Below are 25923 nucleotides of genomic sequence, written 5' to 3' on the forward strand. Positions count from 1 at the left end.
CTCTTTCAGGGGATGTGCACGGGAGGGCCGGGGACTCCTTGCATGGGATTGGGGTGGGTGCCGGGGAGGCCGGTGCGGACCGGGACCGGGACGAGCATCGGCTGGGGCGCGCGGGTCGCGATGTCTACGGCGGCCAGCGTTACCAGGAGTGCGACGAAGAGCGGCGCGATGATCGCGAGCATCTTCACCGAGAAGCGGCTCTCGTAGAGCTCCATGGAGACGTAGGCGACGAGCACCGCCTGTATGCCGGCGATGATCAGCGCGATCGGCGTCGCCCAGGGTCCCATCTCCACGTACGAGAGCACGAAGCTCAAGATGATGAGCAGGTAGAGCACGGCCCCGATCGCGGGGAAGAGCCAAAGAGAGACGGGCTTCGCGGTCATCCGTGCGCTCCCAGGAGGTAGAACATCGGCCACAGGAAGAGCCAGATGATGTCGACGAAGTGCCAATAGAGAGCGGCGATGCCGAGGCGGTAGGCGCCCGAGGGCCCGACCCGATCCCGGTGGATCCACCACGCCATCCACGTAAAGAGCACCGCCCCTGCCGCCACGTGGATCAGGTGGAGGCCGGTCGTGGCGAAGTAGGTGGTGAAGAAGGCGGCGTAGGCGGGGTCCGGGTTCTCGACGAAGAATGAGCCCATCCCGCCGGGATAGATCCCCTCGCGGAAGTGCATCCCGTACTCCACCGACTTGATGATCACGTAGGCGAGGCCGGCGAGCGCCGTGAGCAAGGTGAGCCCGATCGACAGGTTGCGCCGCCCCATCCGCAGGAAGTTGTGGGCGCTCGCCACCGAGACGCTCCCGGCGACGAGCACGGCGGTGTTGATGGTCCCGAGCCACTTCGCGTTGAGGCGGATCCCCTCGCGGAAGATCTCCGGATGATCGGTCCGGTAGAACGAATAGAGGGCGAAGAGGGCGTTGAAGAAGAGGAGCTCGCTCCCGAGAAAGATCCACATCCCCAGCTTGGCGGCGTGCTCCTGCTTCTCCATGTCCTCGAAGTGGTGCTGGAGCGGCGGCTCATACATGGATGTCGCCCTCGAGGGGATGGGAGTAGTCGTACGGTGGCTGGATGACCTCCGGCGTCGTGGCGAAGTTGTGCCGGGACGGCGGCGACGGAATGCGCCACTCCAGCGTGCGGCCGCCCCATGGATTGGCAGGGGCGCGGGGCCCGTAGAAGAGGGACCAGGCCAGGTAGAGGAGCGCGATCACCAGGCCGAGGCCCAGCACCCACGAGCCCGCGGTCGACATCACGTGGAGCGTCGTGAACTTCTCCGGATAGTAATAGTAGCGCCGCGGCATCCCGCCGTTCCCGAGCAGGAACTGCGGAAAAAAGGTGGCGAAGAAGCCGAGGAAGACGAGGACGGCGGCGGCAATCCCCCAGGGCTCGGAGTACATCCGGCCTGTCATCTTGGGCCACCAATAGTGGATCGCGGCGAGCCATGCCGTGAGCGAGGCGCCCACCATGATGAAGTGGAAGTGCGCGACCACGAAATAGGTGTCGGTCCAGTGGACGTCGAGGCTCGTGGTGGCCACAGCGACGCCGGTCATACCCCCGAAGACGAAGAGGAAGAGGAACGCGGCGATGTAGACGAGCGGCGTCCGTAGATCGACGGATCCCTTGTACAGCGTGCCGACCCAGGTGAAGACCTTGATGGCCGAGAAGATCGCCACGAACATCGACAGGACGCCGAAGACGCCCGCGTCGAAGACCGACATCCCGGAGACGAACATGTGGTGTCCCCAGGTGAGGAAGCCGACGAAGGCGATGCCGAAGGTGGAGAAGGCGATGGCCTTGTAGGAGAGCGGGTTCTTGTGGGCGAAGGTCGGAATCACCTCGCTGACCACGCCCATGGCCGGGAGGATCATGATGTAGACGGCGGGGTGTGAGTAGAACCAGAAGAAGTGCTGGAAGAGGACGACGTCGCCGCCTCGAGCCGGATCGAAGAAGCCCCAGTTCAAGCCATGATCGAGCGTGGTGAGGAGGAGCACCATGCCGAGAACCGGCGTCGCGACCACCTGGATCACCGAGACGCCATACATCGTCCACACGAAGAGGGGCATCTGCATGAAGCGCATGCCCTTCGCACGCAGCGTGTGGATGGTGACGATGAGGTTGAGCCCGGTGAAGATCGTCGAGAATCCCAGGATGAAGACGCCGATCAGGATCGGAAGGAGCTGCGAGAACGTCTGCGAGCTGTAGGGCGGGTAGAAGGTCCACCCGGTGTCGGTGCCTCCCATCGCCACGCCGATGGCGATCGCGATCGCGCCGGCGATGTAGATGTAGACGGTGGCGAGGTTGAGCCGGGGAAAGGCGACGTCCTGCGCGCCGAGCAGGATCGGGACGAAGAAGTTTCCGAAGGCGGCCGGGATCGACGGGATCAAGAAGAACCAGACCATGATCACGCCGTGGAGGGTGAACGCCTGGTTGTATGCGTTCGCGCTCATGATCGTGTAGTTGGGCGTGAGGTGCTCCAGGCGCAGCAGGAGCGCGAAGATCCCGCCGATCAGGAGCGCGATCGAGGTGAGCACGAAGAACATCACCCCGATCCGCTTGTGATCGGTGGTGGCCAGCCAGGACCAGACGGTCGTCTCCTCGTCGAGATAGCTCTTCGGGGTCACGGGGGCGTCCTCTCCGAGGGGAGGTTCAGGATCTGGCGGGCGCGATCGGGATCCACGTGGCTGAGGGGCGGTCGCTCCGGCGACTCGATGAGCGGCACCGGGTACAGGACCTTGCTCGGGAGCGGATCCCGGATCGAGCGCATGAGCTCGAGGAGCGCGGCGACCTCCGCGGGCTCCAGGAGGCCCTGGTAGGTGGGCATCACCGGAAGGAAGCCCGCGACGACCTTCGCCATTGGATCCATCATCGACTCGGTGAGGTAGGCCTCGTCCGCCACGACCTGCGATCCGTCGGAGAGGATCACGGTGCTCCCCCACAGCCCGCGCCAGGTGGGAGCGATGTGCTGCTGGCCGTCCAGGGTGTGGCAGGACAGGCATCCGCGGCGCTCGGCGACCAGGCGGCCCCTGTCGGCGAGGCTCTTGGGCATGGACGAGAGCACCACCCCGGTCGGTGACGGGTTGACGCCGGGGTGGTCCTGGTCGGCGATGGTCCGGCGCGGATCGTCCTCGGGGAAGTTGACGAGGTTCTCGGTATCGATCCCCTCGAGCCATTCGTCGTAGCGCTCGGGATCGAGCACGACCACGTCGCCCCACATGCGGGAGTGATTCAGGCCGCAATACTCCGCACAGAGGATCTTGTAGAGGCCCGGCTCCTTCGCCTCGAACCACAGGGTCTCGTAGCGCCCCGGGAGCACGTCCTGCTTCAGGCGAAAGGCCGGCACGAAGAAGCTGTGGATCACGTCCCGCGAGGTCATGATCAGCTTCACCTTGCGCCTCGCGGGGACGACCAGGGTGGCGATGGAGCTCTTTCCCTCCGGATACGAGAACTTCCACATCCACTGCTTCGCCGTGACGTAGACGATCATCGCGTCCTTGGGCGGCGTGCGGATCCGGACGTACTGGTGGAAGCCGATCACCCAGAACGTCACGAAGAGAGTCACGAGGAGGCCGATGAAGCCGAGCTCGAGGGGAACTCCGGCCCGGATGTGCGGCGTGAGCTCGCCTTCCTCCCTCCGCCGGTATCTGAACGTGAACCAGAGCGCGGTGAAGAAGACGAGGCTCGAGCCGGCCATCGTGGTCCCGATCACCCAGTAGTGGAGGTGATCGATGTCGGTCGAGATGGTGCTCGCCTGCTTGGGAAGGTAGAGGATCTGGCGGAGGAACTCGTTCATCGAGTCGCCCCCTCTGCGGTGATTCTGATCGCATCGTCGATGGGGATCCGGACGATGCCGCGCTCGCGGTCGATCCAGCCGTACTCCTCGAGGATCCGGCGCTGCTCGGCTTCGATGCGCTGCCCGTTCCGCTCCACGTGGATGAGCGACTGGTTCACGCGGACGATCGTCCGGGGCGCGTGCTGCTCGGGGATGGGCTGCTCGTAGCCGCCGAGCCTCATGGTCTCGCGGGAGAAGATCAGCCAGGCCCAGCCGATGCCGGCCAGGGTGACGAAGACCACCGCAAAGATGAGGGAGAGCAGGAAGCCCGCCGGGACGACGTCTTCCTCGAGGCGGATGTTCGCGTGCCGCCGGGTCATGGCGCGCCCCGGTACCGCAGCGACTGGTAGTAGTACGGATCTCCGAGAGGGACGGTGGAGCGGCCCCGGAAGAGCCAGAGGACCCAGAGCCCGAGGACGCCGCCGATCGCGAGGAGGGCGCAGAGATCCAGCCAGTGCACCACGATGCCGTGGGGGTGCAGGTTGGGGATCACCATCCAGTAGATGTCCACGTAGTGGGCGAAGAGGAGCCATCCCGCAACCAAGGCGAGAGCCGATGGCTTCTTCTTCAGGTCGCGCGAGAGCAGCACCAGGAAGGGGACCAGGAACTGTCCGAGGGCGAGGGTGAGGCTCACCCACCCCCAGCCCTCGTTGGCGCGATGCTGGTAGAAGGTGATCTCCCTCGGGACGTTGCCGATCCAGATCACGAGGAGCTGTGCGAACCCCTGGTACGCCCAGAAGATCACGAAGGCGAACATCAGCCGTCCGGTGGCCCACTGGTGAAAGCGGCCGATCTCCTCCGGGATGAGCTCCAGCCGCCGGAAGCTCCAGCCGAGGAGGCTCAGGACGGCGAGGGAGGCGACGAAGCCGCCGGCCCAGAAGTAGACGCCGAAGACCGTGGAGTACCAGGTCGGGTCGAGGGACATCAGCCAGTCGAAGCTCGCCCAGGTCAGGAGGAAGGCCGAGATCGGGATCCCGCCAGACGCCAGGCGTTGCATCCGATGTTTTCGAATCTCGTTGTAGCCGGCGTCCTCGGCGAGGGACCAACGAATCAGGAAGAAGGCGAAGGCGCTCAGCGCGAGGAGATAGAGCTCCGTCCTGACGATGAAGAAGGGCGTGTTCATCCACAGCGCCTTGTGTTTCACCGCCGCGAGCTCGAGCTCGGTCATGTCTTCGCGCGGACCGGCCCAGGCGTAGAGGGTGTCCATCCCGAGGAAGATCGGGATGGCGAGAACGGCCATGGCCGGCAGGGTGGACGCGGTGTACTCGCCGAGGCGCCTCATCCCCGCGAACCAGCGGGCGCGCGCGGCGTGGCCGATCATCAGCAGGAGGAGGCCGCCGATCGCGGTGCTCACGTAGAACGACCAGCCGGCGAGGTAGGAGAAGAAGAAGCGGCGAGGGTCGAGCCATACGCCGAGGAGCAGGCCGACGAGGCCCACCCCGATCATGAGGCAGCAGGCGAGAACGAAGCGGCGCTGGAGCCGGCTCACGGGACCTCCGAGCGGAATCTCTGTCGAAGGTCGGGCGGGAGCTGGGTGAGCCTTGCGTTCTGGCTGAGCTGCAGCGCGCGGACGTAGGCGACCACCGCCCAGCGCTCCTCGAGGTTCAGCTGGATCGCGTAGCCGGGCATGAGGCCGTAGCCGAAGGTGGTGACCTGGTAGATCCGGCCGACCGGATTGCCCCTGATCGACGCCTTCTGGAGCGACGGAGGCGGGCGGAGGGTCATCTTCGACGCGACCTCGGTCTCCGAGGTGCCGAGGATCCCGTGGCACGCGGCGCAGGTGCGCTCGAAGCGGTTGCGGCCCAGCTCGATGAGCTCGGTCGTGATCGGAATCGGAAAGGTGTCGACGTAATCGCCAGCGTCCGTGATGCCGAGGGTCAGGGTCGTCGGCCCGATGACCCGATCGACCGGAACGGTTCCGGCTGGCGGCGGCTGGAGCACCCGCCCGTCACGGAAGCCCGGACCGGGCTTGAAGTCGGTGTACCGCGCCTGCTGGGTCATGCGGTTGAGCTCCCAGTCCAGGGGGACGAGGTTCTTCTCGTCGCTGCACGCGGCGAGTCCCACCAGAACGAGCCACCAGGCGATCCGCCTCATGCCACGGGCCCGTCGGCCACCGGGTTGGGCACGGGCGCCGGCTCGGGTACCGGGAGGAAGGTGATTCGGAGGGCTCCTGCCTTGCGCAGCACGGCAGATGCGATCTCGGGGTCGTAGCGGGGATCGAGCTCCTCGAGGGCGAGGAAGTAGCGATCGATGCTGGCCCGCTCGAAGCCCTCCACCGAGAAGATCGGGGCCGCGACCTGGGGGAGACCTGCGAACCCGAGGAAGGAGAAGATCGACATCAGCGCTGCGAGGAGGACGGTTCCCTCGAAGGTCGGCGGGATGAAGGCCGGCGCCGAGCCGAGCGGGCGGCCGCCGACGTTGATGGCGAAGTCGAAGCCATTCATCCAGAACTGGATGAGGTACGCGTAGCAGCCTCCGAACACGCCGGCGAGGAGGCAATAGAGAGGGACCCGCGACCGCGGGAGGTCCAGCGCCTCGATCACGGGCTGGACCGCGTAGGGCGTGTAGGCGTCCATCGCGTTGAATCCCTCCGCCTTCATGGCGAGGACAGCGCCCAGGAGCCGCTCCGGATCCTCGAATTCAGCGACCACGCCCCGTCGCATGGCGTTCCTCCGCGAGCCTCCGCTCTTCGCTCACGATCAGGTGACGGACCTCCTTGGTCTCGCTGATCGGGATGAAGGGCACCCAGCGCAAGAAGCAAAGAAATAGAAACATGAAGAAGAAGAGGGTGCCGATGATGATCGCGCCGTCGATGTAGGTGGGCTTGTAGAAGTGCCAGCTCGACGGGAGGAAGTCGCGGCTCAGCGAGGTGACGATGATCTCGAAGCGCTCCAGCCACATCGCGATGTTGACGAGGATCGAGATGAAGAAGAGCCAGATCGCGCTCTGCCGGATCCGCTTGAACCACATCAGGTTCGGGCAGAGGAAATTGAGCGAGTAGACGGTCCAGACGGTCCACGCGAACGGACCGGTCAGTCGCTGGATCACGACGGCCGAGTACTCGTATTCGCTGCCGCTGTACCAGGCGAGGAACGTCTCGACCGCGTAGGTGTAGTAGACGATGGATCCCGTCACCAGGACGAGCTTCCCCATCGCCTCCAGGTGTCGGGTCGTGATCACGTCGTGGAGGCGGAAGATCCGCCGAACCGGGATCATCAGCGTGAGCACCATGGCGAAGCCGGAGTAGATGGCGCCCGCGACGAAGTACGGGGGAAAGATCGTGGAGTGCCAGCCGGGGAGCTGCGCGATGGCGAAGTCGAGGCTGACCACGCTGTGCACCGAGAGCACCAGCGGCGTGGCCAGCGCGCCCAGAATCAAATACGCGATCTGGTAGTGCTTCCAGTCGCGGGCGGAGCCTCGCCAGCCCAGGGCGAAGATCCCGTACCAGCGGCGTTTGCCCAGGGTGGGAGCGCTGTCGCGGGCCGCGGCCAGATCGGGGATGAGGCCGAGGTACCAGAAGATCAGCGAGACCGTGAAGTAGGTCGAGATCGCGGCGGCGTCCCACGGGAGGGCGCTTCGGTAGTTCGGCCACACCCGCATCGTCGCCGGGTAGGGGAGGATCCAGTACGCGTACCAGGGCCGTCCCAGGTGGAGCACCGGGAAGATCGCCGCCTGCATGATCGCGAAGAGCGTCATGGCCTCGGCGAAGCGGTTGATCGAGTTGCGCCAGGTCTGCTCGAGGATCAGGAGGATCGCGGAGATGAACGTGCCGGCGTGGCCGATCCCGATCCACCACACGAAGTTCGTGATCGCGTAGGCCCAGGCCACCGGGATGTTGGTGCCCCAGGTCCCGATGCCGGTCGCCACCGTGTAGAGGATCGCGAGCCAGCAGACCGTCGATCCCCCCAGTGTGATCAGGAAGGCGAGCTTCCACCCAGGCCCCCCCTGGAAGATCGGGCGGAGCAGGCGCCGGGTGATCGCCGCCTCCGACTCCCGCGTGAGCAGGATCGGCGGCCCGTCCATCGCCTTCGCGTAGTCGGCCGACTCGCGCGGCAGCTTCTCCGCCGGCTCCATCAGGTCTTCTCGAGCTCGGGGTTGGGGTTGAAGAGGTTGGCGAGATAGCGGGTGCGCGGAGCGGTCCCGAGCTCGGCCTGGAGCACGCCGTAGCTGCGCTCCTGCTCCTGGAGCACGGAGACGGGGCTCGCGGGCTCCGAGAGGAGGCCGAAGACGATGGCCCCCGTCGGGCAGGCGATCTGGCAGGCGGTTCGGACCTCCCCCTCGCGGATGTGCCGCTGCCCGATCCGCGCGTCGATCTCGGCGGTGCGGATCCGCTGCACACAATAGGTGCACTTCTCCATGACGCCCCGGCCCCGAACCGAGACGTTCGGGTTGTGGATCATCTTGAGCGTCTCGGGCATGTGGGTGTCGTTGTATAGGAGGAAGTTGAATCGCCTCACCTTGTATGGACAGTTGTTTGAGCAGAACCGCGTCCCGATGCAGCGGTTGTAAATCATCTCGTTCAAGCCGTCGGGGCTGTGCACCGTGGCGTTCACCGGGCAGACGTACTCGCAGGGCGCCTTCTCGCAGTGCTGGCACATCATCGGCTGCGGAAGCAGGCGCAGGTCGTCGTCGCTCTTGCCGAGCCGATAGCGATCGATGCGGAGCCAGTGCATCGACCGGCCCTTGAATGCGTTGATCCTGCCGACCGTGGGCGTGTTGTTCTCCGCCTGGCAGGCCACCACGCAGGCGTTGCATCCGATGCAGGTCGAGAGGTCGATCGACATGCCCCACTGCTGCCCGGTGTAGGTCCAGGGTTTGCCGTAGAGATCGGGGACGGGGTCGTCGTGGGGGAGACGAAGTCGGGGACTGCCCGGAAGCCCTCGAGGGTGTTCGTGAGGAGGATCGGTCGGTCCTGCATGTCGAGGTTGGTCTGGGTGATCGCGAGGCTCTCCTCCACCCGCTCCGCCGCCGCGTAGGGGAAGGCCTTCCGCGCGGCCTTCTGGGCGGTGGCGCCGCCGACGATCCAGGGCGCCTGGTTGGTCCGGAGCGGAAAGGCGTTCACGCCGACCGGCGCCACCTTCGCGGAGAAGAGGCCGTGCTCCTCCTCCCTGGGATGGGCGCCGTTCCCCCAGCCGAGGTTCACCGAGACGAGGTCGTCCGCCATGCCCATCACCGGCAGGACGGGGATCCGGATCGAGCGCCCGGCTGCGGCGAGCTCGATCACCTGGGTCTCCCGCAGCCCGAGCTTCGAAGCGGTGGCCAGGCTCATCGCCGCGGCGTTTCCCCAGGCGAGGCGCGTGATCGGATCGGGGAGCTCGATCAACCAGTCGTTGCTCCCGTGCTCTCCCGCGCCGAGCTTGGGATCCGGGCGCAGCGAGAGCTCGAGGCCGAGGACGGGGGATCGCTGCACCAGCGCCCCGACGGCAGCCCGGGCCGCGTCCGGGTTCAACCGGACGCCGAGGGGCGGTAGCGCTCCGGAGAAGAAGCCGTGCCGGAGGGCGCGCTCCCAGGTGTCCTCCGCCACCTTGACGTACCGGTAGCGGAGCATGGAGCGATCGTCCGGCGCGGGATCGCCCGCGGCGGCGGCGAGGATCTCGCTGGCGGAGTGGCCGCCGTAGAGGGGGCGGATCAGCGGCTGGATGAGCGAGAGGGTCCCGTCGTAGGCGCGGGCGTCTCCCCATTGCTCGAGGAAGTGCACCGCCGGGATGAACCACTCGCAAGCCCGGGAGGTCGTGTTCTCGTGGAGGCCCGAGTAGATCCGGAGCTTCGCCTTCGGGAGCAGGCTCTCGAGTTCGAGGTCCGCCGGTGCGGTGTACACCGGGTCGACGCCGAGGATCATCAGGGCATCGACCTCGCCGCGCTGCAGGGATTCGGCGAGAGGCGCGAGCCCGTGGCTCTCGGTGCCGGCCTCGAAGAGGACGGGATCGGTGAAGGTGACCGTCTGGCCGAGGTTGCCCAGGATCGCGTTCAGGGCATGGACGAGGACGTGGGCCTCCTCGGGCTGCCGCGGGCCGATGGCCACGAGGCCGGCTCCCTGGTGGGCGAGGAGATCGTCCGCGAGGACGTCGATCCACGGCGACGAGGCGCGATCCTTCACGCCGGCGAGGAGGTCTCCGTGTCCTGCGACCCTCTCGGGGGCGAGTCGGGCGCGTCCCCTGGCGATGGCGCCCAGGAGGTCGAGGAGGAGGTCGGGGATCCGGCTCGGCCTCGTGCGGATCCGATGATCCGCGATGGCGCCGGTGACGGTGACCTCGCCCTCCGCAACGTAGAGGCGGCTCATCCCGTCAGACGTGGAGCGGACCCGGCGGTGTGTGGCGTATTCGTACGCGTAGCGGATGTGGAAAGGCCGATCCATGAGGAAGTCGGCGTCGAAGGCGGCGATCACCTGGGCCCTGTCGAGGTGCAGCCGCTGGATCGCCAGCTTACCGAAGGCCCTTCGGGCGGCAGCGAGCTCCGCCGAATGGTCGACCGGGTCGTAGAAGTGGAAGGTCGCGCTCGGGAGCCGCTTCCGGATCCGCCGGATCTGCTCGATCGACAGCGGCGAGCTCGTGGGTTCCAGGAGGAAATGCGGTCGCGAGTCGGGCGCCAGGCTCTCTTGCAGCTCGGTGAAGAACGAGGTCCACGATCCGGACTGCTTGCCGCGCCGGATCGTCCGGGCGCGGGTGGGATCGTAGAGACCGAAGACGGCGGCCTGGTGGTGGATGCTGGAGCCGCCGCCGAGCGTGGCGGGGTGCTCGGGGTTGCCGTCGAGCTTCGTCGGCCGCCCGGACCAGCTCGTGGCGAGGAGGCCGGAGGCGTAGCCGCGCTCCACGATCGAAGTCGCGTAGACCTGCGGTTTTCCTGGTGTCACCTCTCGAGGCTGCCGGGAGTAGGGGAGGATCTCGCCCCGGGGCGGCTCGCAGGCCGCGATCCCACCCGCGACGAGCCCCGCCCCTAGGAGCTCCAGGAAGCTCCGGCGGCTGACCCCCTCCTCGGGATCGAGGACTTTGAGCTTGTGCTCTTCCATTCCTCTACCTGTGACAGCCGGTGCAGCTCGTGGGCGGTATGATCGAAAGCTTCTCCTTCAGCTCGCGGCCGAGGAGCAGCTGCTGGTCGGGCGGGAGCTGCCACTCCATGTCCGTGATCTTGTCGAGGGGCCGGAGGAAGCGCTCCGGCTTGCGGTGACACTCGAGGCACCACTGCATCTGGAGGGGCGCCGCGGCGTGGACCGCCGCCATCTGATCGACGCGCCCGTGACAGGTTGCGCATCCGACGCCGCGGTGGACGTGCACCGCGTGGTTGAAGAAGACGAAGTCGGGGACGCCGTTCACCCGCAGCCACTTGATCGGCCGCCCGGAGAAGAAGCTCTCCCGCACCGGCTCGAGGAGCGGCGCGTCGTTCCAGATCTGGGCGTGACAATTCATGCACAGCTCGGTGGGCGGCACCCCTGCCCACGGGCTGCGGTCGGCGAGGTAGTGGCAGTAGAGACAGTCGATCCCGTCGTCCATTACGTGGTGGCGATGGTCGAACTGGACCGGCTGCTCCACCTCCTTGAGCCGATCGGTGACGTAGGGCGTTCGCATGTAGACCATCACGGCGACGGGCAGGCCCAGGACCGCGGCGAGCAGTAGGATCGTCCCCGCCCAGAGGGCGGAGTTGGCCCATGGGGGGAAGAGCGGTCGCATCTGGCGCCAGGCTCCCGGCGAGCAGCATCGATGGGTTTGGGCCGACGATAGGCAGTCCGGTTGGAGCGCCAAACCCCCTCGGTGGGGCTCTTGACCTACTGCGCCGCGGGCTGCTCGCCGATGGCGAGGTGGTCGGCGAACCACCCCGCGGCCTCCTTGGCCACCTGCTCGAGCGTGCCCGGCTCGGCGAAGAGGTGGGTGGCGCCGGGGATGATCCGGAGCTCCTTCTCGCAGTCCATCCGCCCGTAGGCGTCGCGGTTGAGCTCGATCACGACGTCGTCGTTGCCGCCGACGAGCAGCAGGGTCGGCGCCTGCACGAGGCCCAGCGAATCGCCGGCGAGGTCCGGCCTCCCGCCCCGGGAGACGACGGCGTGGACGCCGTAGGGCCTGGCCGCCGCCGCCACCAGCGCCGCCGCCGCGCCCGTGGACGAGCCGAAGAGGCCGATGCGGAAGTGTCCGGTCTCCGGCTCCTGCTGGAGGGAGTCGACCGCTCCGACGACCCGCTCGGCGAGGAGCTGGATGTTGAAGCGGAGCTCTGCCGTCATCTGGTCGACTTCCTCCTCCTCGGAGGTGAGCAGATCCATGAGCAGGGTCGCGACCCCCGCCTGCTGGATGACCTCGGCGACGAAGTTGTTCCGGGGGCTGAACCGGCTGCTGCCGCTGCCGTGCGCGAAGACCACGATCCCGGTCGCGCCCCCCGGAACCGCGAGGTTGCCGGCAAGGTCCACGTCGTCGGTCCGGACGATCACCTCGCGACTCTCGATGTCCTTCATTTCCGCTCCTCTCTCGCCGCCTCGCCTCTCCGCGTCTCCCTGAGCCGGGAAGCGGGCCGCGTGTTCACGATGTCTTCCTTTTCCAGCCACCCCCGTCGCGCCACCCACACGCCGAAGCGGAGCAGTGAGAGGTGGCTCGATACATGCGCGTCCGAGTCGATCACCACCGGCACACCGGCCTCCTTCGCGAGGCGGCAGCCGCCGTCGGTGAGGTCCAGGCGATCCGGCATGGCGTTGAGCTCGAGCGCGACGCCGTGGGCGCGGGCCGCGTCCAGCACGGCCTCCAGGTCGTACGAGTAGGGATCGCGCTTTCCGATCAGCCTGCCGCTCGGGTGGCCGATCGCGTCCACCACGCCGGACTCGATCGCCTTCACCATGCGCGCGGTGATTCGGTCGGGAGGGTCGTCGAAGTGGGTGTGGATGCTGGCCACCACCCAATCCAGCGAGCCGAGCACGTCCGCCGGGAGGTCGAGGGAGCCGTCCGGGAGGATGTCGACCTCGACGCCGGCGAGGAGCTTCGGCCCGCCCTGAAACTTCTTCGAGGCGGCGCGAATCTCCTTCGCGTGGGCGAGGAGCGCCTTGGGCTCGAGCCCGAGGGGACGGGAGCGGGAGTGGTCCGTGATGGCCAGGTACTGCCGGCCCAGGCCCTTCGCCTCGCGCCAGAGATCCTGGAGCGACGATCGTCCGTCCGAGGAGGTGTCGCTGTGGACGTGGAGATCGCCGAGGAGATCCTCCTCGGTGACGAGATGGGGGAGCTTTCCCGCCTCGGCGGCCTCGAGCTCGCCGGTCCCCTCGCGAAGCTCCGGAGGGATCCAGGGCAGGCCCACCGCCTCGAAGACGTCCTCTTCGCGCTCGCCCGAGAGCCGGTTGCCCTCGCGGTCGAAGACGCCGTACTCCGAGAGCTTGAGGCCGAGGCGGACGGCACGGGTCCGGATCGCGATGTTGTGGTTCTTGCTCCCGGTGAAGTAGTGGAGCGCGGCTCCGAACGACTCCGGGGGCAGGACCCGCAGGTCCACGTGCAGGCCGATCTCGAGGCGAACCGAGCTCTTCGTGTCGCCTCGAGCGATCACCTCGTCCACGTCCGGGAGGGACGCGAAGGCGCGCATCACCGGTCCCGGGCGCTCCGACGCGATGAGGAGGTCGAGGTCGCCGACGGTCTCGCGCCGGCGCCGGAGCGAGCCGGCGGCCTCCGCCCGAATGACTCCTGGCACCCGGCGCAGGCGGCCGAGGATCCCCTCCGCATAGTAGAGCGCCCGGTGGAGGGGCATGCGGCCCCCGCGCGCGCGATAGCGGCCGATCGCCTTCCGGATCGCGCGCACGCGAACCGGCCCCATCCTCGGCACCTCCTTCAGCCTCCCCGAGTCGATCGCGTCCTCGAGGCCGTCGAGATCCGTGACGCCCAGCTCCTTCCAGACGGATGCGACCGTCTTCGGACCGACCCCTTCGATCCGCAGGAGCTCGAGGACCCCCATCGGCACCTCGGCGGCGAGCTCCTCGTATTCCTCGCAAGTGCCGCTCTCGAGGATCTCCCCGATCTTGTCCGCGATTCGCGTGCCCACCGACGGCAGGCCGGTGAGCTCGTCCTTGCGCCAGAGCTCGGAGACCGGGCCGGGCAGGGTGTCGATCACCTCGGCCGCCTGGCGGAACGCGCGGACCTTGAACGGGTTCCCGCCGATCACCTCGGTCATGGCGCCCATGTCGTAGAGGACCTGCGCGACGTCTGCATTCTCCATCGAGGCTGAACATAGGGTCTCCAAGGAGGCCGCGATGGAGACGCTGATGCTTGCAGGCGACGTGATGCTCGGCAGGGGAGTCCGCGAGGCCCTGCACGAAATGGAGCCGGCCGAGCCCTGGGGAGACACGCTTCCGAGCCTCCTCGACGCGTCGGTCCGGATCGTGAATCTAGAGTGTGCGGTAACCACACATCTGACGCAGTGGCACGAGGCGCCGAAGGTCTTCCATTTCCGCGCCTCGCCCGAGGCCATCCCCGCGCTCCGCGCGGCGCGGATCGACGCCTGCTCCCTCGCCAACAACCACAGCCTGGATTTCGAGGAGGAGGGCCTCCTCGATACGCTGCGCTACCTGGACGAGGCGGGGATCGCCCACGCGGGCGCCGGACGGAATCGCGAGGAGGCGACCGCGCCCGCGATCCTCCCACACGGGATCGGCCTGGTCGCCTGCACCGACAACGAGCCGCTCTTCGCCGCGGGCGGCGATCGCCCGGGGACCGCCTTCCTGCCCGTCTCCCTGGAGCCCTCTGTCCTGGCGAAGGTCGAGGAGAGGATCGCGGCGGCGCGGGAGGCCGGCGCCTCCACCGTCGTCTTCTCCAACCACTGGGGCCCGAACATGGTCGAGCGGCCGCCAGCCCTCTTCCGGCGCTTCGCCCGGGCCGTCATCGAGAGGGGCGCCGACATCTACTTCGGCCACAGCGCCCACCTGACCCAGGGCGTCGAGATCTACCGCGGCAAGCCGATCCTCTTCGACACGGGGGACTTCCTGGACGACTACGCGGTCGACCCGATCCTGCGGAACGACCGGAGCTGCCTCTTCCGGATCGGGCTGGAGGAGGGTGTGCCGGTGTCGCTCGATCTCCTACCCGTGCACCTGGGCTTCGCCACGACGAATCTGGCCCGAGATGACGAGCGGGAGGCGATCCTCGCCCGCATGGAGGCCCTCTCCGCCGAGCTCGGCACCCGCCTCGAACGAAGAGACGGAGCGCTGATCTGGCGTTCCGACCAGGCTCGTTCCGGGTAGGCTGGCGACGCCGTTCGGAGGGCGGCTCAGGGCCCCTCCGCGGGAGGAGGAGCGCGCCTTCAACCGGCTTTCCTTTTCCGGACGAATGGAGTACTGGCGGCAGCCGAGCGGCCCATCGAAAGGAAGGGGCGCGGCTCGTGCGGTTGGGTTATGTTTCGCGCCCGTCAGCGGCCAACGCTTTCGCCCCGGAGTGGTTCAGAGATGGCAATCGGTTCACAGCCCCTGCCCAGCAACAACCTCCCGTTCATCGAAGAGCTCTACGCCCGCTTCCTCGAGGACGAGTCCTCGGTGGACGAGGCGTGGCGGAACTATTTCCGCGGCCTCGGCGATCGCACGCCGCCGACCGGCCCGGCGTTTGCGCCCCGCAGCATCTTCGCGCCGCGGGCGATGAACGGCGCCCCCGCCTCCGAGCACGAGAAGCGCCTCGCCCGTGAGGCGGCCCAGGATCGCGTCGGGCAGCTCGTGCAGCGGTACCGGCAGCAGGGCCACGTCTTCGCCCACCTGAACCCGCTCCAGCCCGCGCCCTCGTCGCCGGTGAGCCACTTCGAGCTCTCCGAGTTCGGCCTCGACGAGTCGAGCCTCGACAAGACCTTCACCGCCGGGGGCCTCCGCGGCACGCTGCGCGAGCTGATCGCGCACCTCGAGGAGACCTACTGCCGCACCATCGGCGTGGAGCTCGCCCACATCGAGGATCCCGAGGTCCGGGACTGGCTCCAGACGCGGATGGAGTCCACCCAGAACCACGTCGCCCTGGATCGGAGCCAGCAGATCAAGCTGCTCACCGATCTCACCGACGCGGAGATCTTCGAGCAGTTCCTCCACACCAGCTTCGTCGGCGCCAAGCGCTTCTCCCTCGAGGGCGGAGAGAGCCTGATCCCCATGGTGCAGCTCGTGATCGAGCGGGCCGCCTCCCACGACGTGGAGGAGGTCGTGATCGGCATGGCGCACCGCGGCCGCCTCAACGTGATGGCGAACGTGATGGGGATGCCGCCTCGCGAGATCTTCGCGGAGTTCGCCGACGAGGATCCGAACCTCTACATCGGCCGCGGCGACGTGAAGTACCACCTCGGCTACTCGAACGATCGGGACGTGGACGGCAAGAAGGTCCACCTCTCGCTCTCGTTCAACCCCAGCCACCTAGAGTTCGTCGACGCCGTTGTGGCCGGCCGCGTCCGCTCCAAGCAGGACCGCCGCAAGGATCTCGAGCGCCGCAAGGTGCTCCCGCTCCTCATCCACGGCGACGCGGCCTTCGCCGGCCAGGGGATCATCGCCGAGCTCTTCAACATGGCCGATCTGCCGGGCTATACGGTCGGCGGCACGGTCCACGTCGTGGTGAACAACCAGGTCGGCTTCACCACCGACCCCCGGGACGCCCGCTCGACCCGCTACGCCACCGACGTGGCGAAGATGCTCCAGATCCCGATCTTCCACGTGAACGGCGAGGATCCCGAGAGCGTGGTGCAGGTCGTGCAGCTCGCGACCGACTTCCGCGCCCGCTACGGCAAGGACGTGGTGATCGACCTCTGGTGCTACCGGAAGCACGGCCACAACGAGGGCGACGAGCCCACGTTCACGCAGCCGGAGATGTACCGGAAGATCCACGAGCATCCCTCGATCCGCGAGCAGTTCGTGAAGAAGCTCGAGTCCCTCGGGCAGGTCACGCCGGAGCAGGCTGAGGAGATCGCGGCCGCTCGCCGCAAGGTCCTCGACGAGCAGCTCGCCGAGCAGCGGAGCGGCCACAAGCGCAAGCGCCCCTCCGCCATGGCGGGCCTCTGGGCGAAGTACGCCGGCGGCTTCGAGCGCGACACGGCGGACATCTCGACCGGCGTCGCCCTCCCGGTGCTCCAGGACCTCGCGGCGAAGCTCACCATGCTTCCCCCGGGCTTTACCGCGCACCCCAAGATCGTGCGCTTCCTCGAGCAGCGGCGGGAGATGGGCGAGGGGAAGCGGCCGCTGGACTGGGGCATGGGCGAGGCCCTGGCCTTCGCGACCCTCGTCGACGGCGGCACCCGCATCCGGCTCTCGGGCCAGGACTGCGAGCGCGGCACCTTCAGCCACCGGCACTCGGTGCTCCACGACTACACCTCGGGTGGGACCTACACGCCGCTGAACAACCTCCGAGAGGGGCAGGCGGACTACGAGGTCCGCAACAGCCCGCTCTCCGAGGTCAGCGTCCTCGGCTACGAGTACGGCTACAGCCTCGACACGCCCGACGGCCTCACAATCTGGGAGGCGCAGTTCGGCGACTTCGTCAACGCCGCCCAGGTGATCATCGACCAGTTCATCGCCTCCGGCGAGGACAAGTGGCACCGCCTCTCCGGCGTGACGCTCCTCCTCCCCCACGCCTTCGAGGGGCAGGGGCCCGAGCACTCGTCGGCCCGCATCGCCCGCTGGCTTTCGCTCAGCGCCGACGACAACATGCAGGTGTGCAACGCCACCACGCCCGCGCAGTTCTTCCACCTGCTGCGGCGCCAGGTGCTGCGGCCCTTCCGCAAGCCCCTCGTGGTGTTCTCGCCGAAGAGCCTCCTCCGCAACCCCGAGGCGGTCTCGTCGCTCGAGGAGCTGGCCACCGGCGAGTTCCAGCGCGTGATCGACGATTCCCTCTTCGCCGCTGGCGGCGAGGGCGACGCCTCGAAGGTGCGCCGCGTGCTGCTCTGCACGGGCAAGGTCTATTACGAGCTCCTCGCCGAGCGGCGCGACAAGAAGCGCGAAGACGTCGCCATCGTGCGGATCGAGCAGCTCTACCCGAACCCGATCGCGGAGATCGAGCGCACCCTCGGCCGCTACCCGAACATGGCCGAGCTGGTGTGGGTGCAGGAAGAGCCGGCCAACCACGGCGCGTGGCTCCACATGTGGAACGCCCTCGTCAACAGCGGGATCCTCCGGGTCCCCCTCGCGCAGGTCACGCGTCCCGCGGCCGCGAGCCCCGCAACGGGCTCGAACGCGAGCCACAAGCTCGAGCAGCGGCGGATCATCGAGACCGCCTTCGCTCCCATCCAGTTTTCCTCCCGCTGAAGAGAGAAGAAGATGTCGGTGAACGTGACCGTACCGTCCCTCGGGGAGTCGATCGTCGAGGCGGCCATTGAGAAATGGCAGAAGCAGCCCGGCGACTACGTGGCCCGCGGCGAGACCATCGTGACGGTGGAGAGCGACAAGGCGACGCTCGAAGTGCCCGCCCCGGTGGGCGGCATCCTCCGCAAGGTGCTCAAGGGCAATGGCTCGTCGGTGAAGATCGGCGAGACCATCGGTGAGATCGAGGAGGCCGAGAAGCCCTCCGCCGGTGCACCCGCCGCCAAGGCCGAGCCTGCCGCGCCCAAGCCGGCGGCGCCCACGCCCGCCGCTGCCGCGCCGACGCCGGCTCCGGTGGTGCACGCGCCTGCTGCGCCTTCCGCGGCGGCTCCCGCCGCTGGCCCCGCCGCCAGGCGGATCATGGCCGAGGCCGGCCTCGAGCCCTCCGCCGTCGAGGGCACCGGCCCCGGCGGCCGGATCCTGAAGGAGGACGCCCTCCGTCAGGCCGAGGGCAAGGCGGAAGCCAAGGCCGAGCGCAAGGCCCCCGCCGCTCCGGCCGGCCTCCCCGCCGTGGCCGCGATCCACGCGGGCCGCGAGGAGCAGTCGGTGGCGATGACGCCGCTGCGCCGGACGATCGCGCGGCGGCTCCTCAGCGCCAAGCAGAACACGGCCATGCTCACGACCTTCAACGAGGTCGACATGACGCAGGTGATGGAGCTCCGCGCCCGTCACCAGCCGCAGTTCCAGAAGCGCTACGGCATCAAGCTCGGGATGATGTCCTTCTTCGTGAAGGCGTCGATCGAGGCGCTCAAGGCGTTCCCCCTGGTGAACTCCGAGATCCGCGAAGACGACATCATCTACAAGAACTACTACGACCTCGGCGTGGCGGTCGGCGGCGGCAAGGGCCTCACGGTCCCCGTGATCCGCGACGCGGACATGCTCTCGTTCGCGCAGACCGAGCAGGTGATCGCGGACTTCGGCGTTCGGGCCCAGGCGAACAAGCTCAAGCTCGAGGAGCTCCAGGGCGGCACGTTCACGATCTCGAACGGCGGCATCTACGGCTCGATGCTCTCGACGCCGATCCTGAACCCGCCGCAGAGCGCCATCCTCGGGATGCACAACATCATCAAGCGGCCGGTGGTCGTCGACGACCAGATCGTGATCCGCCCGATGATGTACCTGGCCCTCTCCTACGACCACCGGATCATCGACGGCCGCGAGGCGGTCCAGTTCCTCATCCGGATCAAGGAGTGCCTCGAGGCGCCCGAGCGGATCCTGCTCGAGGTCTGAAGCAGGCCCCCTTCGAACGGCCGCGCGCAGCCAGGAGCTGCCGCGGCCTTTCTCTTGTCCGAGGCCGCGCGAGAGCCTCGAGAGGCGTGAATCGTGGAGACATTCGATCTGGTCGTGATCGGGGCGGGCCCCGGCGGGTACGTGGCGGCGATCCGGGCTGCGCAGCTCGGAATGAAGGTCGCGTGCGTCGAGAAGGAGAAGGCCCTGGGCGGCACGTGCCTGCGGGTGGGGTGCATCCCCTCGAAGGCGCTGCTCGAGGCCAGCCACGTATTTGCTCACACGAAGCACGGCGCCGAGAAGCTCGGCGTCCGGGCCTCGGGCGTGGAGCTCGATCTGCCGACGATGCTCGCCCACAAAGACGCGGTCGTGAAGGCCAACACCTCGGGTGTCGACGGCCTCTTCATGAAGAACAAGGTGAAGCGCGTCCTCGGCACGGGCCGCATCACCGCTCCGGGCAAGGTGTCGGTGCGCGGCGCCGACGGCTCCGAGCAGACCCTCGAGGCGAAGCGGATCCTGATCGCCACCGGCTCGGCGCCCGCCCTGATCCCCGGCGTCGAGCTGGACGGCGCGATCGTCGGCACCTCCGACGAAGCCATCGACTACCAGCACGTCCCGCAGCGGATGATCGTGATCGGCGGCGGCGTGATCGGCCTCGAGCTCGGCTCGGTGTGGAGCCGCCTCGGCGCCGAGGTGACCGTGATCGAGTTCCTGCCGCGCCTCATGGCCGGCATGGACGACGAGCTCGCCGCCGCTGCGCAGAAGATCTTCTCGGCCCAGGGCATGCGGATCCTGGTCGGCTGCCGGGTGCAGTCCGCCAAGGCGGCCGACGGCGTGGGCAAGGTCGTCTTCCTCGACGCGGACGGCAAGGAGCAGTCCATGGAGGCGGAGAAGGTGCTGGTGGCCGTCGGCCGCAAGCCCTTCACCGACGGCCTGGGCCTCGCCGAGGTCGGCGTGAAGCTCGACGGCCGCGGCAGGGTCGAGGTGGACCAGCGCTTCGAGACCAACGTCCCCGGCGTCTACGCCATCGGCGACGTGATCCGCGGCGCCATGCTCGCCCACAAGGCCGAGGAGGAGGGCATGGCCGCGGTGGAGCTGATGGTGGGCAAGTCCGGCCACGTGACCTACGACGCGATCCCGAACGTGGTCTACACGGATCCGGAGATCGCCTCCGTGGGCAAGACCGAGGCCGAGCTGCAGGCCGCCGGGGTCTCGTACAAGAAGGGAACCTTCCCCTTCCGCTTCAACGGCCGGGCCCGGGCGATGAACGCCACCGAGGGCTTCGCGAAGATCCTCGCCGACGCGAAGACCGACCGCATCCTCAGCGCCCACATCATCGGGGCCCGCGCGGGCGATCTGATCGCCGAGCTCGCGGTCGCCATCGAGATGATGGCGAGCAGCGAGGACATCGCCCGCTCGAGCCACGCCCATCCGTCCCTCGCCGAGATCGTGAAGGAAGCGGCCCTCGACGTGGAAGGCCGGGCGATCCACAAGTAGGCGCAGATGTACCGGAGGGGAGGCGCCCGTCTGGCGCCCCCTCTCGCGCCAGACGAGCACCCGCGTCGCTCGCGCGGCTTTCGCGCGACGCGACGAAGTAGGCGCACGCCCGCGACGTGCCGACCTTGGGAGGGATGCGACCTCCCGACCCGGCCACCGAGAGCCCTCCCCTCGAGCTCGCCCGTAGCTTCCTCCCGCCGATGCGCGCCGTCCTCGCCGACGGAGGCGGGCAGGGCTGGGTCGAGCTCAAGTACGACGGCTACCGCGCTCTCGCCGCAATTCAGGGCGGGCAAGCCGCGCTCGTGAGCCGCAACGGCCTCGACTTCACCCAGCGGTTCCCTGCGATCGTCCGGGCCCTCGAGGGTCTCGGCGCGGCGAGCACCATCATCGACGGCGAGATCTGCGTTCTCGACCCCGACGGTGTGCCCCGCTTCGAGCTCCTCCAGCGGGGCGACGGCGAGGACGTGGTCTTCTTCGCCTTCGATCTGCTCCAGCAAGACAGCGCCGACCTGCGAGGTCTCCCGCTGGAAGAGCGATGGGACCGTCTCGCCCGCGTGATCGGTGAAGGATCGTCTGCGCTGCGTCTGGCGGAGCGCCTCGACGGGCCCCCGGAGGACGCCCTGAGCGAAGCGGAGCGCCGGGGCTTCGAAGGGATCGTGATCAAGCGGCATGGCTCGCCGTACCGCGCCCGGCACCCCGGCGCGTGGCGGAAGCGCAAGGCCGTCGCCGCCCAGGAGCTGGCGATCGTCGGCTTCGAGCGCACGTCCACCGGCGGCGACGCGATCGGCTCCCTCCTGCTCGCGGTCGCCATGGACGACCGCTTCCGCTACGCGGGCAAGGTTGGCACGGGCTTCACGGCCGCCGACCGGGAGGCACTCTTCCGGCGGCTCTCGGAGAGCGTGGTGCGGCGGTCGCCGGTGGTCGATCCGCCCCGTCTGCGAGGGGCGGTCTGGGTGCGCCCGGAGCTCGTGGCCGAGGTCCGCTTCACGGAGTGGACCTCGGAGGGCCGGCTCCGGCAGCCATCGTTCAAGGGCCTGCGCGTCGACAAGTCCCCCGCCGACTGCGTGCGCGAGGCGGCAGCGCCGCCGGAGCCGTCTCCCGGGCGAGCGATCCCAAAGGCGCGGTCGGATGCCGGCGTGAGGTTCACCCATCCCGACCGGATCCTCTTTCCCCGCGACGGGATCACCAAGGCGGACGTCGCCGCCTACTACCAGGCGATGGCCGGGCCGCTCCTCCGCGCCCTGTCGGGTCGGCCCGTGGCCCTCGAGCATTGGAACGAGGGGATCGACGAGCCGGGCTGGTTCCACCAGAAGATCTCGGACGACGACGCGAGGAGCTGGATGACGCTGGCCGCGATCCCTTCGCAATCCGGGCGAAGGTTGGAGAGGCGCCTCCTCGTCGACGACCGGGAGACGCTGCGCTGGCTCGCCCAGCGGTCGGTTCTCACCGTGCACATGTGGTCGTCGCGCACCGACAGCCTGAACGAGCCCGACTGGGCGATCTTCGATCTCGATCCGGCGGAGGGCGAGGACATCCGCCAGGCGGTGGACGTCGCCGGGGCGCTGAAGGCCCTCCTCGACGCCCTCGGCCTCCCCAGCCTCGCCAAGACCTCCGGGAAGCGCGGCCTCCACGTCCTCGTGCCCATGGCCCCGGGGCAGCGCCACGACGAGGCGGTGCGGTTTGCGCTCACGGTGGGGCGGGCCGTCGAGCAGGTCCTCCCGCAGGTGACCCTCGAGCGGATGAAGGATCGGCGCGGGGGCCGCCTCTATATCGACTGCTACCAGAACGGCTACGGCAAGACGATCGCCGCCCCGTACTCGCTCCGGGCGTCGGACGGCGCGCCGGTGTCCGCTCCGCTGCGCTGGGACGAGGTGAATGAGGGCCTCGAGCCGGGCGCGTTCAACCTGCGGACCATGCCCGGGAGGCTCGACGAGGTGGGCGATCTCTTCGGGCCGATCCTGGAGAAGGGTATTCGACTCCCCAGCCTCTGATGAAAAACGCGAGTCGCCGCGAAGGAGATGGGAGCCGGCCCATCTCCTTCGCGGCAACCGCGGCGCCCGGCCGGTCCCCCCGAAAAGCCGAGGCCTCCCCCGAAGAGCAGGCCGGCGGCCAGGCGCATGCTCGCTGAGTGGCTGAAGAGATCGGGACGTTGCTTCCGCTCTCTTCAGCCCGCTGCGCGCGAGGCACTTTCTCGTTTTCTATTGCTGGGAGTGGGCGCCCTGCATCCGCACCGAGGGCCCCGCCGCGCCCGATCGAACGCCCGAGAGCGCCGTCTGGGAGATCTCCTTCCGAAGCTCCCTGCCGCGGCGCGGCGCGAGGAGCATGCCGGCCACCACGCCGACGGCGACGCCACCCAGGATCAGGCCGAGGCCGCTGAAGAAGCGAAGGGCGGGACGCGGCGCACGGCGAAGGCCGACCAGCTCGAGCGCATCGTCGAGGTCGTAGCTCGGCAACGACCGGAACCTGCGGCCGACGTCCCTGCGAAGCTGGTTGGCGTTCTTTCGCAGCTCTTTCGAGTCCATGCTCCAGTTCATCTCGCTCGTCTCCCATCCCCTCGAGCGGATCCCGCTCCCGAGGAAGGTAGGAGCCGCCTCGTGCGTTGGCCACCGGCACGGCCGGGGCGTATTTCGGGGGTCACCCGCGAAAGAGTCCGCGCGCGAATTGCGCAGCCGGGGCATTTTGGGTATCTGGTCCCGCAGCGGCGGCTCGCGGCGGCCCGCGACCCCGCAGACGAGGTGGACGATGTTTGGCTTCAAACCGGGCGAGCTCCTCATCATCTTCGCGCTGATCCTGATCCTCTTCGGCGGAACGAGGCTCCCGGGGCTCGGCAAGGCCCTCGGCAGCGGGATCCGCAACTTCAAGAAGGGTCTGTCCGGCGACGAGACCGAGGACGAGGAGTCCTCCCCGTCGACCGCCTCGAAGCCGAAGGCCTAGTCCCGGCTTCCGAGCCGATCCGACCCCGTTTCCGGACCAGGACGGGACGAGCACGCCGCCCGGCAGGGGCCGGACGGCTCCCTTCCGTTTCGCCGGCGAGGCCGGCGGAGGCGACATGGCCGAGACTCCATCGCTGCGCGATCGCGCCAGCACCTACGTCCGCGACCTCCAGGATCGCATCTGCGCTGCGCTGGAGGCGGCCGACGGCAAGGCCCGGTTCCACGAGGACCGCTGGGAGCGCGAGGGCGGCGGCGGCGGGATCTCCCGCGTGATGGAAGGCGGCGCCGTCTTCGAGAAGGCCGGCGTCAACACCAGCGCCGTCTACGGCGAGGTGCCCTCCGCGCTCGCACGCGACCTCAAGGGCGCAGGGCCCGAGTTCTACGCCACCGGCGTCTCGCTCGTCCTCCACCCGAGGAACCCCCACGTCCCGACGGTCCACGCCAACTTCCGCTTCCTGGCCCGTGGGGATTCGGCGTGGTTCGGCGGCGGCGCGGACCTCACGCCCTACTATCCGCGAGAAGAGGACGTCCGGCACTTCCACGGCACCCTCAAGGCCGCGTGCGACGCCCACGGACCTGCGCTCTACCCGCGCTACAAGAAGTGGTGCGACGAGTATTTCTACCTCCCGCATCGCCGCGAGATGCGGGGCGTGGGCGGGATCTTCTTCGACGAGCTCGCGGGCACGGAGGAGAGCTTCGCCTTCCTGCGGAGCGCCGGTGAGGCCTTCCTACCCGCGTACCTGCCCATCGTCGAGCGCCGGAAGGACGACGCCCACGACGAGCGCCATCGCGCGTGGCAGCTCCACCGCCGCGGCCGCTACGTCGAGTTCAACCTGATCTACGACCGGGGCACCATCTTCGGCCTGCGATCCAACGGGCGGATCGAGTCGATCCTCATGTCCCTGCCGCCGCTGGCGAGCTGGGACTACGACCCGACGCCCAAGCCCGGCTCCCCCGAAGAGCAGGCGGTCGCCTACTACCAGCCCCGCGACTGGGCGTAGTCTGCCCGTTCGCTACGCAACAGGCTCCTAGTCAACCTCGCGCCCGCTTCCGTCGCGCGACCTCCACAAAGCGGCGCCGTCCCGGCGCTCGGAAAGGGCTTCGATCGTGAACGACCGATTCCTCAAGGCTTGCAGGCGCGAGCCCGTCGACACCACGCCGATCTGGATCATGCGCCAGGCGGGCCGCTACCTGCCGCAGTACCGCGAGGTCCGGGGCAAGACCACCTTCCTCGGCCTGTGCAAGACGCCGGAGCTCGCGGCGGAGGTGACCGTTCAGCCCGTCGACCTCATCGGCGTCGACGCGGCGATCCTCTTCTCCGACATCCTCATCCCCGTGGAGGCGATGGGGATGCGGGTCGAGTTCCACGAGAACGAGGGCCCCGTCCTCCCGGAGCCCATCCGGAACCAGGCCGACATCGAGCGTCTCGCGATCTTCGATCCGTCCGAGCGCACGCCGTTCACCCTCGAGGCGATCCGACAGACGGTCCGCGCGCTCGACCGACGCGTCCCGCTGATCGGCTTCGCCGGCGCGCCGTTCACCCTCGCCGCCTACATGCTCGAGGGGCGCGGCTCCAAGAGCTGGCTCGGAGTGAAGCGGCTCATGGCCACCGAGCCCCGCCTGGCCCACGAGCTCTTCGGCAAGATCGCGTCGGCCATCGGGCAGTACCTCGTCGCCCAGATCGAGGCGGGCTGCGACGCGGTGCAGATCTTCGACTCGTGGGGCGGCGAGCTCGGCCCCGCCGACTTCGAGCGGTGGACGCTCCCGTACGTGCAGCGGATCGTTGCCGACGTGAAGGCCAAGGCGCCGCACGTTCCGGTGATCTTCTTCGGCACCGGGATGTCCACGCTGCTCCCCAAGCTCAAGGACACCGGCGCCGACGTGCTCGGCCTCGACTGGCGGATCGAGCTGAAGGACGCGCGGAAGATCCTCGGCGACGACGTCGCGGTCCAGGGCAACCTCGACCCGACGGCGCTCTTCCTCCCGAAGGAGGAGATCACCAGGCGCGTCGAGGAGATCATCTCGCAGAACGCCGGCAGGCCGGGGCACATCTTCAACCTGGGCCACGGGATCACGCCTCCGACGGATCCGGATCACGCGCGCCACCTGGTGAACGAGGTCCACCGCCTCGGCGCCCGCAAGGCCTGAGCTCTGCTGCAACCGGGGGCTTACGCCGCCCT

22 protein-coding genes are annotated in these 25923 nt (G+C 68.5%); 8 read left to right on the top strand and 14 right to left on the bottom strand.

Going from position 1 to position 25923, the window contains the following annotated elements; all coding sequences use genetic code 11:
- Positions 1 to 5: 5 nt before the first annotated feature.
- The 13 genes from AKJ08_RS03095 to polX form a co-directional block, all read right to left on the bottom strand.
- Positions 6 to 383 (bottom strand): cytochrome C oxidase subunit IV family protein, encoded by a 378-nt coding sequence (locus AKJ08_RS03095; RefSeq protein WP_050724717.1) that lies wholly within the window; start codon positions 381 to 383, stop codon positions 6 to 8.
- Positions 380 to 1024, bottom strand: coding sequence for a cytochrome c oxidase subunit 3 (locus tag AKJ08_RS03100; protein WP_050724718.1), 645 nt, complete (start codon positions 1022 to 1024; stop codon positions 380 to 382). The genes AKJ08_RS03095 and AKJ08_RS03100 overlap by 4 nt, the downstream gene beginning before the upstream one ends.
- Positions 1017 to 2618, bottom strand: a complete 1602-nt coding sequence (locus AKJ08_RS03105) for a cytochrome c oxidase subunit I (protein ID WP_050724719.1) — start codon at positions 2616 to 2618, stop codon at positions 1017 to 1019. Before AKJ08_RS03105 ends, AKJ08_RS03100 begins: the two co-directional genes overlap by 8 nt.
- Positions 2615 to 3787: a cytochrome c oxidase subunit II gene (gene coxB, locus AKJ08_RS03110; protein ID WP_082342618.1), complete on the bottom strand. Its 1173-nt coding sequence runs from the start codon at positions 3785 to 3787 to the stop codon at positions 2615 to 2617. The genes AKJ08_RS03105 and coxB overlap by 4 nt, the downstream gene beginning before the upstream one ends.
- Entirely contained in the window at positions 3784 to 4146 is a 363-nt protein-coding gene (locus AKJ08_RS03115) for a hypothetical protein (protein ID WP_050724720.1), read from the bottom strand. Before AKJ08_RS03115 ends, coxB begins: the two co-directional genes overlap by 4 nt.
- Entirely contained in the window at positions 4143 to 5315 is a 1173-nt protein-coding gene (locus AKJ08_RS03120; protein ID WP_050724721.1) for a hypothetical protein, read from the bottom strand. The genes AKJ08_RS03115 and AKJ08_RS03120 overlap by 4 nt, the downstream gene beginning before the upstream one ends.
- On the bottom strand, positions 5312 to 5920 hold the full coding sequence (locus AKJ08_RS03125) for a c-type cytochrome (RefSeq protein ID WP_050724722.1): 609 nt from the start codon (positions 5918 to 5920) through the stop codon (positions 5312 to 5314). The genes AKJ08_RS03120 and AKJ08_RS03125 overlap by 4 nt, the downstream gene beginning before the upstream one ends.
- A complete protein-coding gene (locus AKJ08_RS03130; RefSeq protein ID WP_050724723.1) occupies positions 5917 to 6489 on the bottom strand; it encodes a DUF3341 domain-containing protein in 573 nt (190 codons plus the stop codon). Before AKJ08_RS03130 ends, AKJ08_RS03125 begins: the two co-directional genes overlap by 4 nt.
- Complete coding sequence (gene nrfD / locus AKJ08_RS03135; protein WP_240475423.1) at positions 6467 to 7900, bottom strand: NrfD/PsrC family molybdoenzyme membrane anchor subunit; 1434 nt, start codon at positions 7898 to 7900, stop codon at positions 6467 to 6469. Before nrfD ends, AKJ08_RS03130 begins: the two co-directional genes overlap by 23 nt.
- Complete coding sequence (locus AKJ08_RS20730; protein WP_082343370.1) at positions 7900 to 9507, bottom strand: 4Fe-4S dicluster domain-containing protein; 1608 nt, start codon at positions 9505 to 9507, stop codon at positions 7900 to 7902. The genes nrfD and AKJ08_RS20730 overlap by 1 nt, the downstream gene beginning before the upstream one ends.
- A 1329-nt stretch (positions 9508 to 10836) precedes the next feature.
- Positions 10837 to 11490: a cytochrome c3 family protein gene (locus tag AKJ08_RS03150; RefSeq protein ID WP_050724726.1), complete on the bottom strand. Its 654-nt coding sequence runs from the start codon at positions 11488 to 11490 to the stop codon at positions 10837 to 10839.
- A 95-nt stretch (positions 11491 to 11585) separates the two neighbouring features.
- Positions 11586 to 12263, bottom strand: coding sequence for a dienelactone hydrolase family protein (locus AKJ08_RS03155; protein ID WP_050724727.1), 678 nt, complete (start codon positions 12261 to 12263; stop codon positions 11586 to 11588).
- Positions 12260 to 13996 (bottom strand): DNA polymerase/3'-5' exonuclease PolX, encoded by a 1737-nt coding sequence (polX, locus tag AKJ08_RS03160; protein ID WP_050724728.1) that lies wholly within the window; start codon positions 13994 to 13996, stop codon positions 12260 to 12262. Before polX ends, AKJ08_RS03155 begins: the two co-directional genes overlap by 4 nt.
- A gap of 34 nt (positions 13997 to 14030) precedes the next feature.
- Between polX and AKJ08_RS03165 the strand changes: the two genes are divergently transcribed.
- The 5 genes from AKJ08_RS03165 (at position 14031) to ligD (ending at position 22801) form a co-directional block, all read left to right on the top strand.
- Positions 14031 to 15017, top strand: a complete 987-nt coding sequence (locus AKJ08_RS03165) for a CapA family protein (protein WP_050724729.1) — start codon at positions 14031 to 14033, stop codon at positions 15015 to 15017.
- A 201-nt stretch (positions 15018 to 15218) separates the two neighbouring features.
- The gene (locus tag AKJ08_RS03170) at positions 15219 to 18032 is read left to right on the top strand and encodes a 2-oxoglutarate dehydrogenase E1 component (RefSeq protein WP_050724730.1); all 2814 of its coding nucleotides are present in this window, start codon (positions 15219 to 15221) and stop codon (positions 18030 to 18032) included.
- 12 nt (positions 18033 to 18044) lie between these two features.
- Complete coding sequence (gene odhB / locus AKJ08_RS03175) at positions 18045 to 19316, top strand: 2-oxoglutarate dehydrogenase complex dihydrolipoyllysine-residue succinyltransferase (RefSeq protein ID WP_050724731.1); 1272 nt, start codon at positions 18045 to 18047, stop codon at positions 19314 to 19316.
- A gap of 93 nt (positions 19317 to 19409) precedes the next feature.
- Positions 19410 to 20810 carry a dihydrolipoyl dehydrogenase gene (lpdA, locus tag AKJ08_RS03180; RefSeq protein ID WP_050724732.1) on the top strand — a complete coding sequence of 467 codons (1401 nt, stop codon included), beginning with the start codon at positions 19410 to 19412 and terminating at the stop codon, positions 20808 to 20810.
- A gap of 134 nt (positions 20811 to 20944) precedes the next feature.
- Positions 20945 to 22801 carry a DNA ligase D gene (gene ligD, locus AKJ08_RS03185; protein WP_050724733.1) on the top strand — a complete coding sequence of 619 codons (1857 nt, stop codon included), beginning with the start codon at positions 20945 to 20947 and terminating at the stop codon, positions 22799 to 22801.
- Between the two features lie 207 nt (positions 22802 to 23008).
- On the opposite strand, the gene AKJ08_RS19050 is transcribed toward ligD, so the two are convergent.
- Positions 23009 to 23344, bottom strand: a complete 336-nt coding sequence (locus AKJ08_RS19050) for a YtxH domain-containing protein (RefSeq protein WP_050724734.1) — start codon at positions 23342 to 23344, stop codon at positions 23009 to 23011.
- Positions 23345 to 23552: 208 nt separating this feature from the next.
- Here AKJ08_RS19050 and AKJ08_RS03195 point away from each other — a divergent pair, with 208 nt between their 5' ends.
- The 3 genes from AKJ08_RS03195 to hemE all read left to right on the top strand — a co-directional run bounded on the left by AKJ08_RS03195 (position 23553) and on the right by hemE (position 25891).
- Positions 23553 to 23744: a twin-arginine translocase TatA/TatE family subunit gene (locus AKJ08_RS03195; protein ID WP_050724735.1), complete on the top strand. Its 192-nt coding sequence runs from the start codon at positions 23553 to 23555 to the stop codon at positions 23742 to 23744.
- A gap of 115 nt (positions 23745 to 23859) precedes the next feature.
- Entirely contained in the window at positions 23860 to 24744 is an 885-nt protein-coding gene (gene hemF, locus AKJ08_RS03200) for an oxygen-dependent coproporphyrinogen oxidase (protein ID WP_050724736.1), read from the top strand.
- A gap of 106 nt (positions 24745 to 24850) precedes the next feature.
- Positions 24851 to 25891: a uroporphyrinogen decarboxylase gene (hemE, locus tag AKJ08_RS03205; RefSeq protein ID WP_050724737.1), complete on the top strand. Its 1041-nt coding sequence runs from the start codon at positions 24851 to 24853 to the stop codon at positions 25889 to 25891.
- Positions 25892 to 25923: the final 32 nt, after the last annotated feature.

Origin of the sequence: Vulgatibacter incomptus, from assembly GCF_001263175.1 — a bacterium.
Lineage (GTDB): Bacteria > Myxococcota > Myxococcia > Myxococcales > Vulgatibacteraceae > Vulgatibacter > Vulgatibacter incomptus.

What these genes read in the sequence shown, in the direction of transcription:
- AKJ08_RS03095 (WP_050724717.1), bottom strand. Translation starts at nt 383, where the DNA reads ATGACCGCGAAGCCCGTCTCTCTTTGGCTCTTCCCCGCGATCGGGGCC.
- AKJ08_RS03100 (WP_050724718.1), bottom strand. Translation starts at nt 1,024, where the DNA reads ATGTATGAGCCGCCGCTCCAGCACCACTTCGAGGACATGGAGAAGCAG.
- coxB (WP_082342618.1), bottom strand. Translation starts at nt 3,787, where the DNA reads ATGAACGAGTTCCTCCGCCAGATCCTCTACCTTCCCAAGCAGGCGAGC.
- AKJ08_RS03115 (WP_050724720.1), bottom strand. Translation starts at nt 4,146, where the DNA reads ATGACCCGGCGGCACGCGAACATCCGCCTCGAGGAAGACGTCGTCCCG.
- AKJ08_RS03125 (WP_050724722.1), bottom strand. Translation starts at nt 5,920, where the DNA reads ATGAGGCGGATCGCCTGGTGGCTCGTTCTGGTGGGACTCGCCGCGTGC.
- AKJ08_RS03130 (WP_050724723.1), bottom strand. Translation starts at nt 6,489, where the DNA reads ATGCGACGGGGCGTGGTCGCTGAATTCGAGGATCCGGAGCGGCTCCTG.
- nrfD (WP_240475423.1), bottom strand. Translation starts at nt 7,900, where the DNA reads ATGGAGCCGGCGGAGAAGCTGCCGCGCGAGTCGGCCGACTACGCGAAG.
- AKJ08_RS20730 (WP_082343370.1), bottom strand. Translation starts at nt 9,507, where the DNA reads ATGGGGAGACGCCCGCGCCTACGACGGGACCCTCTCGCTCATCCAGCC.
- AKJ08_RS03150 (WP_050724726.1), bottom strand. Translation starts at nt 11,490, where the DNA reads ATGCGACCGCTCTTCCCCCCATGGGCCAACTCCGCCCTCTGGGCGGGG.
- AKJ08_RS03155 (WP_050724727.1), bottom strand. Translation starts at nt 12,263, where the DNA reads ATGAAGGACATCGAGAGTCGCGAGGTGATCGTCCGGACCGACGACGTG.
- polX (WP_050724728.1), bottom strand. Translation starts at nt 13,996, where the DNA reads ATGGAGAATGCAGACGTCGCGCAGGTCCTCTACGACATGGGCGCCATG.
- AKJ08_RS03165 (WP_050724729.1), top strand. Translation starts at nt 14,031, where the DNA reads ATGGAGACGCTGATGCTTGCAGGCGACGTGATGCTCGGCAGGGGAGTC.
- AKJ08_RS03170 (WP_050724730.1), top strand. Translation starts at nt 15,219, where the DNA reads ATGGCAATCGGTTCACAGCCCCTGCCCAGCAACAACCTCCCGTTCATC.
- odhB (WP_050724731.1), top strand. Translation starts at nt 18,045, where the DNA reads ATGTCGGTGAACGTGACCGTACCGTCCCTCGGGGAGTCGATCGTCGAG.
- ligD (WP_050724733.1), top strand. Translation starts at nt 20,945, where the DNA reads ATGCGACCTCCCGACCCGGCCACCGAGAGCCCTCCCCTCGAGCTCGCC.
- AKJ08_RS19050 (WP_050724734.1), bottom strand. Translation starts at nt 23,344, where the DNA reads ATGAACTGGAGCATGGACTCGAAAGAGCTGCGAAAGAACGCCAACCAG.
- AKJ08_RS03195 (WP_050724735.1), top strand. Translation starts at nt 23,553, where the DNA reads ATGTTTGGCTTCAAACCGGGCGAGCTCCTCATCATCTTCGCGCTGATC.
- hemF (WP_050724736.1), top strand. Translation starts at nt 23,860, where the DNA reads ATGGCCGAGACTCCATCGCTGCGCGATCGCGCCAGCACCTACGTCCGC.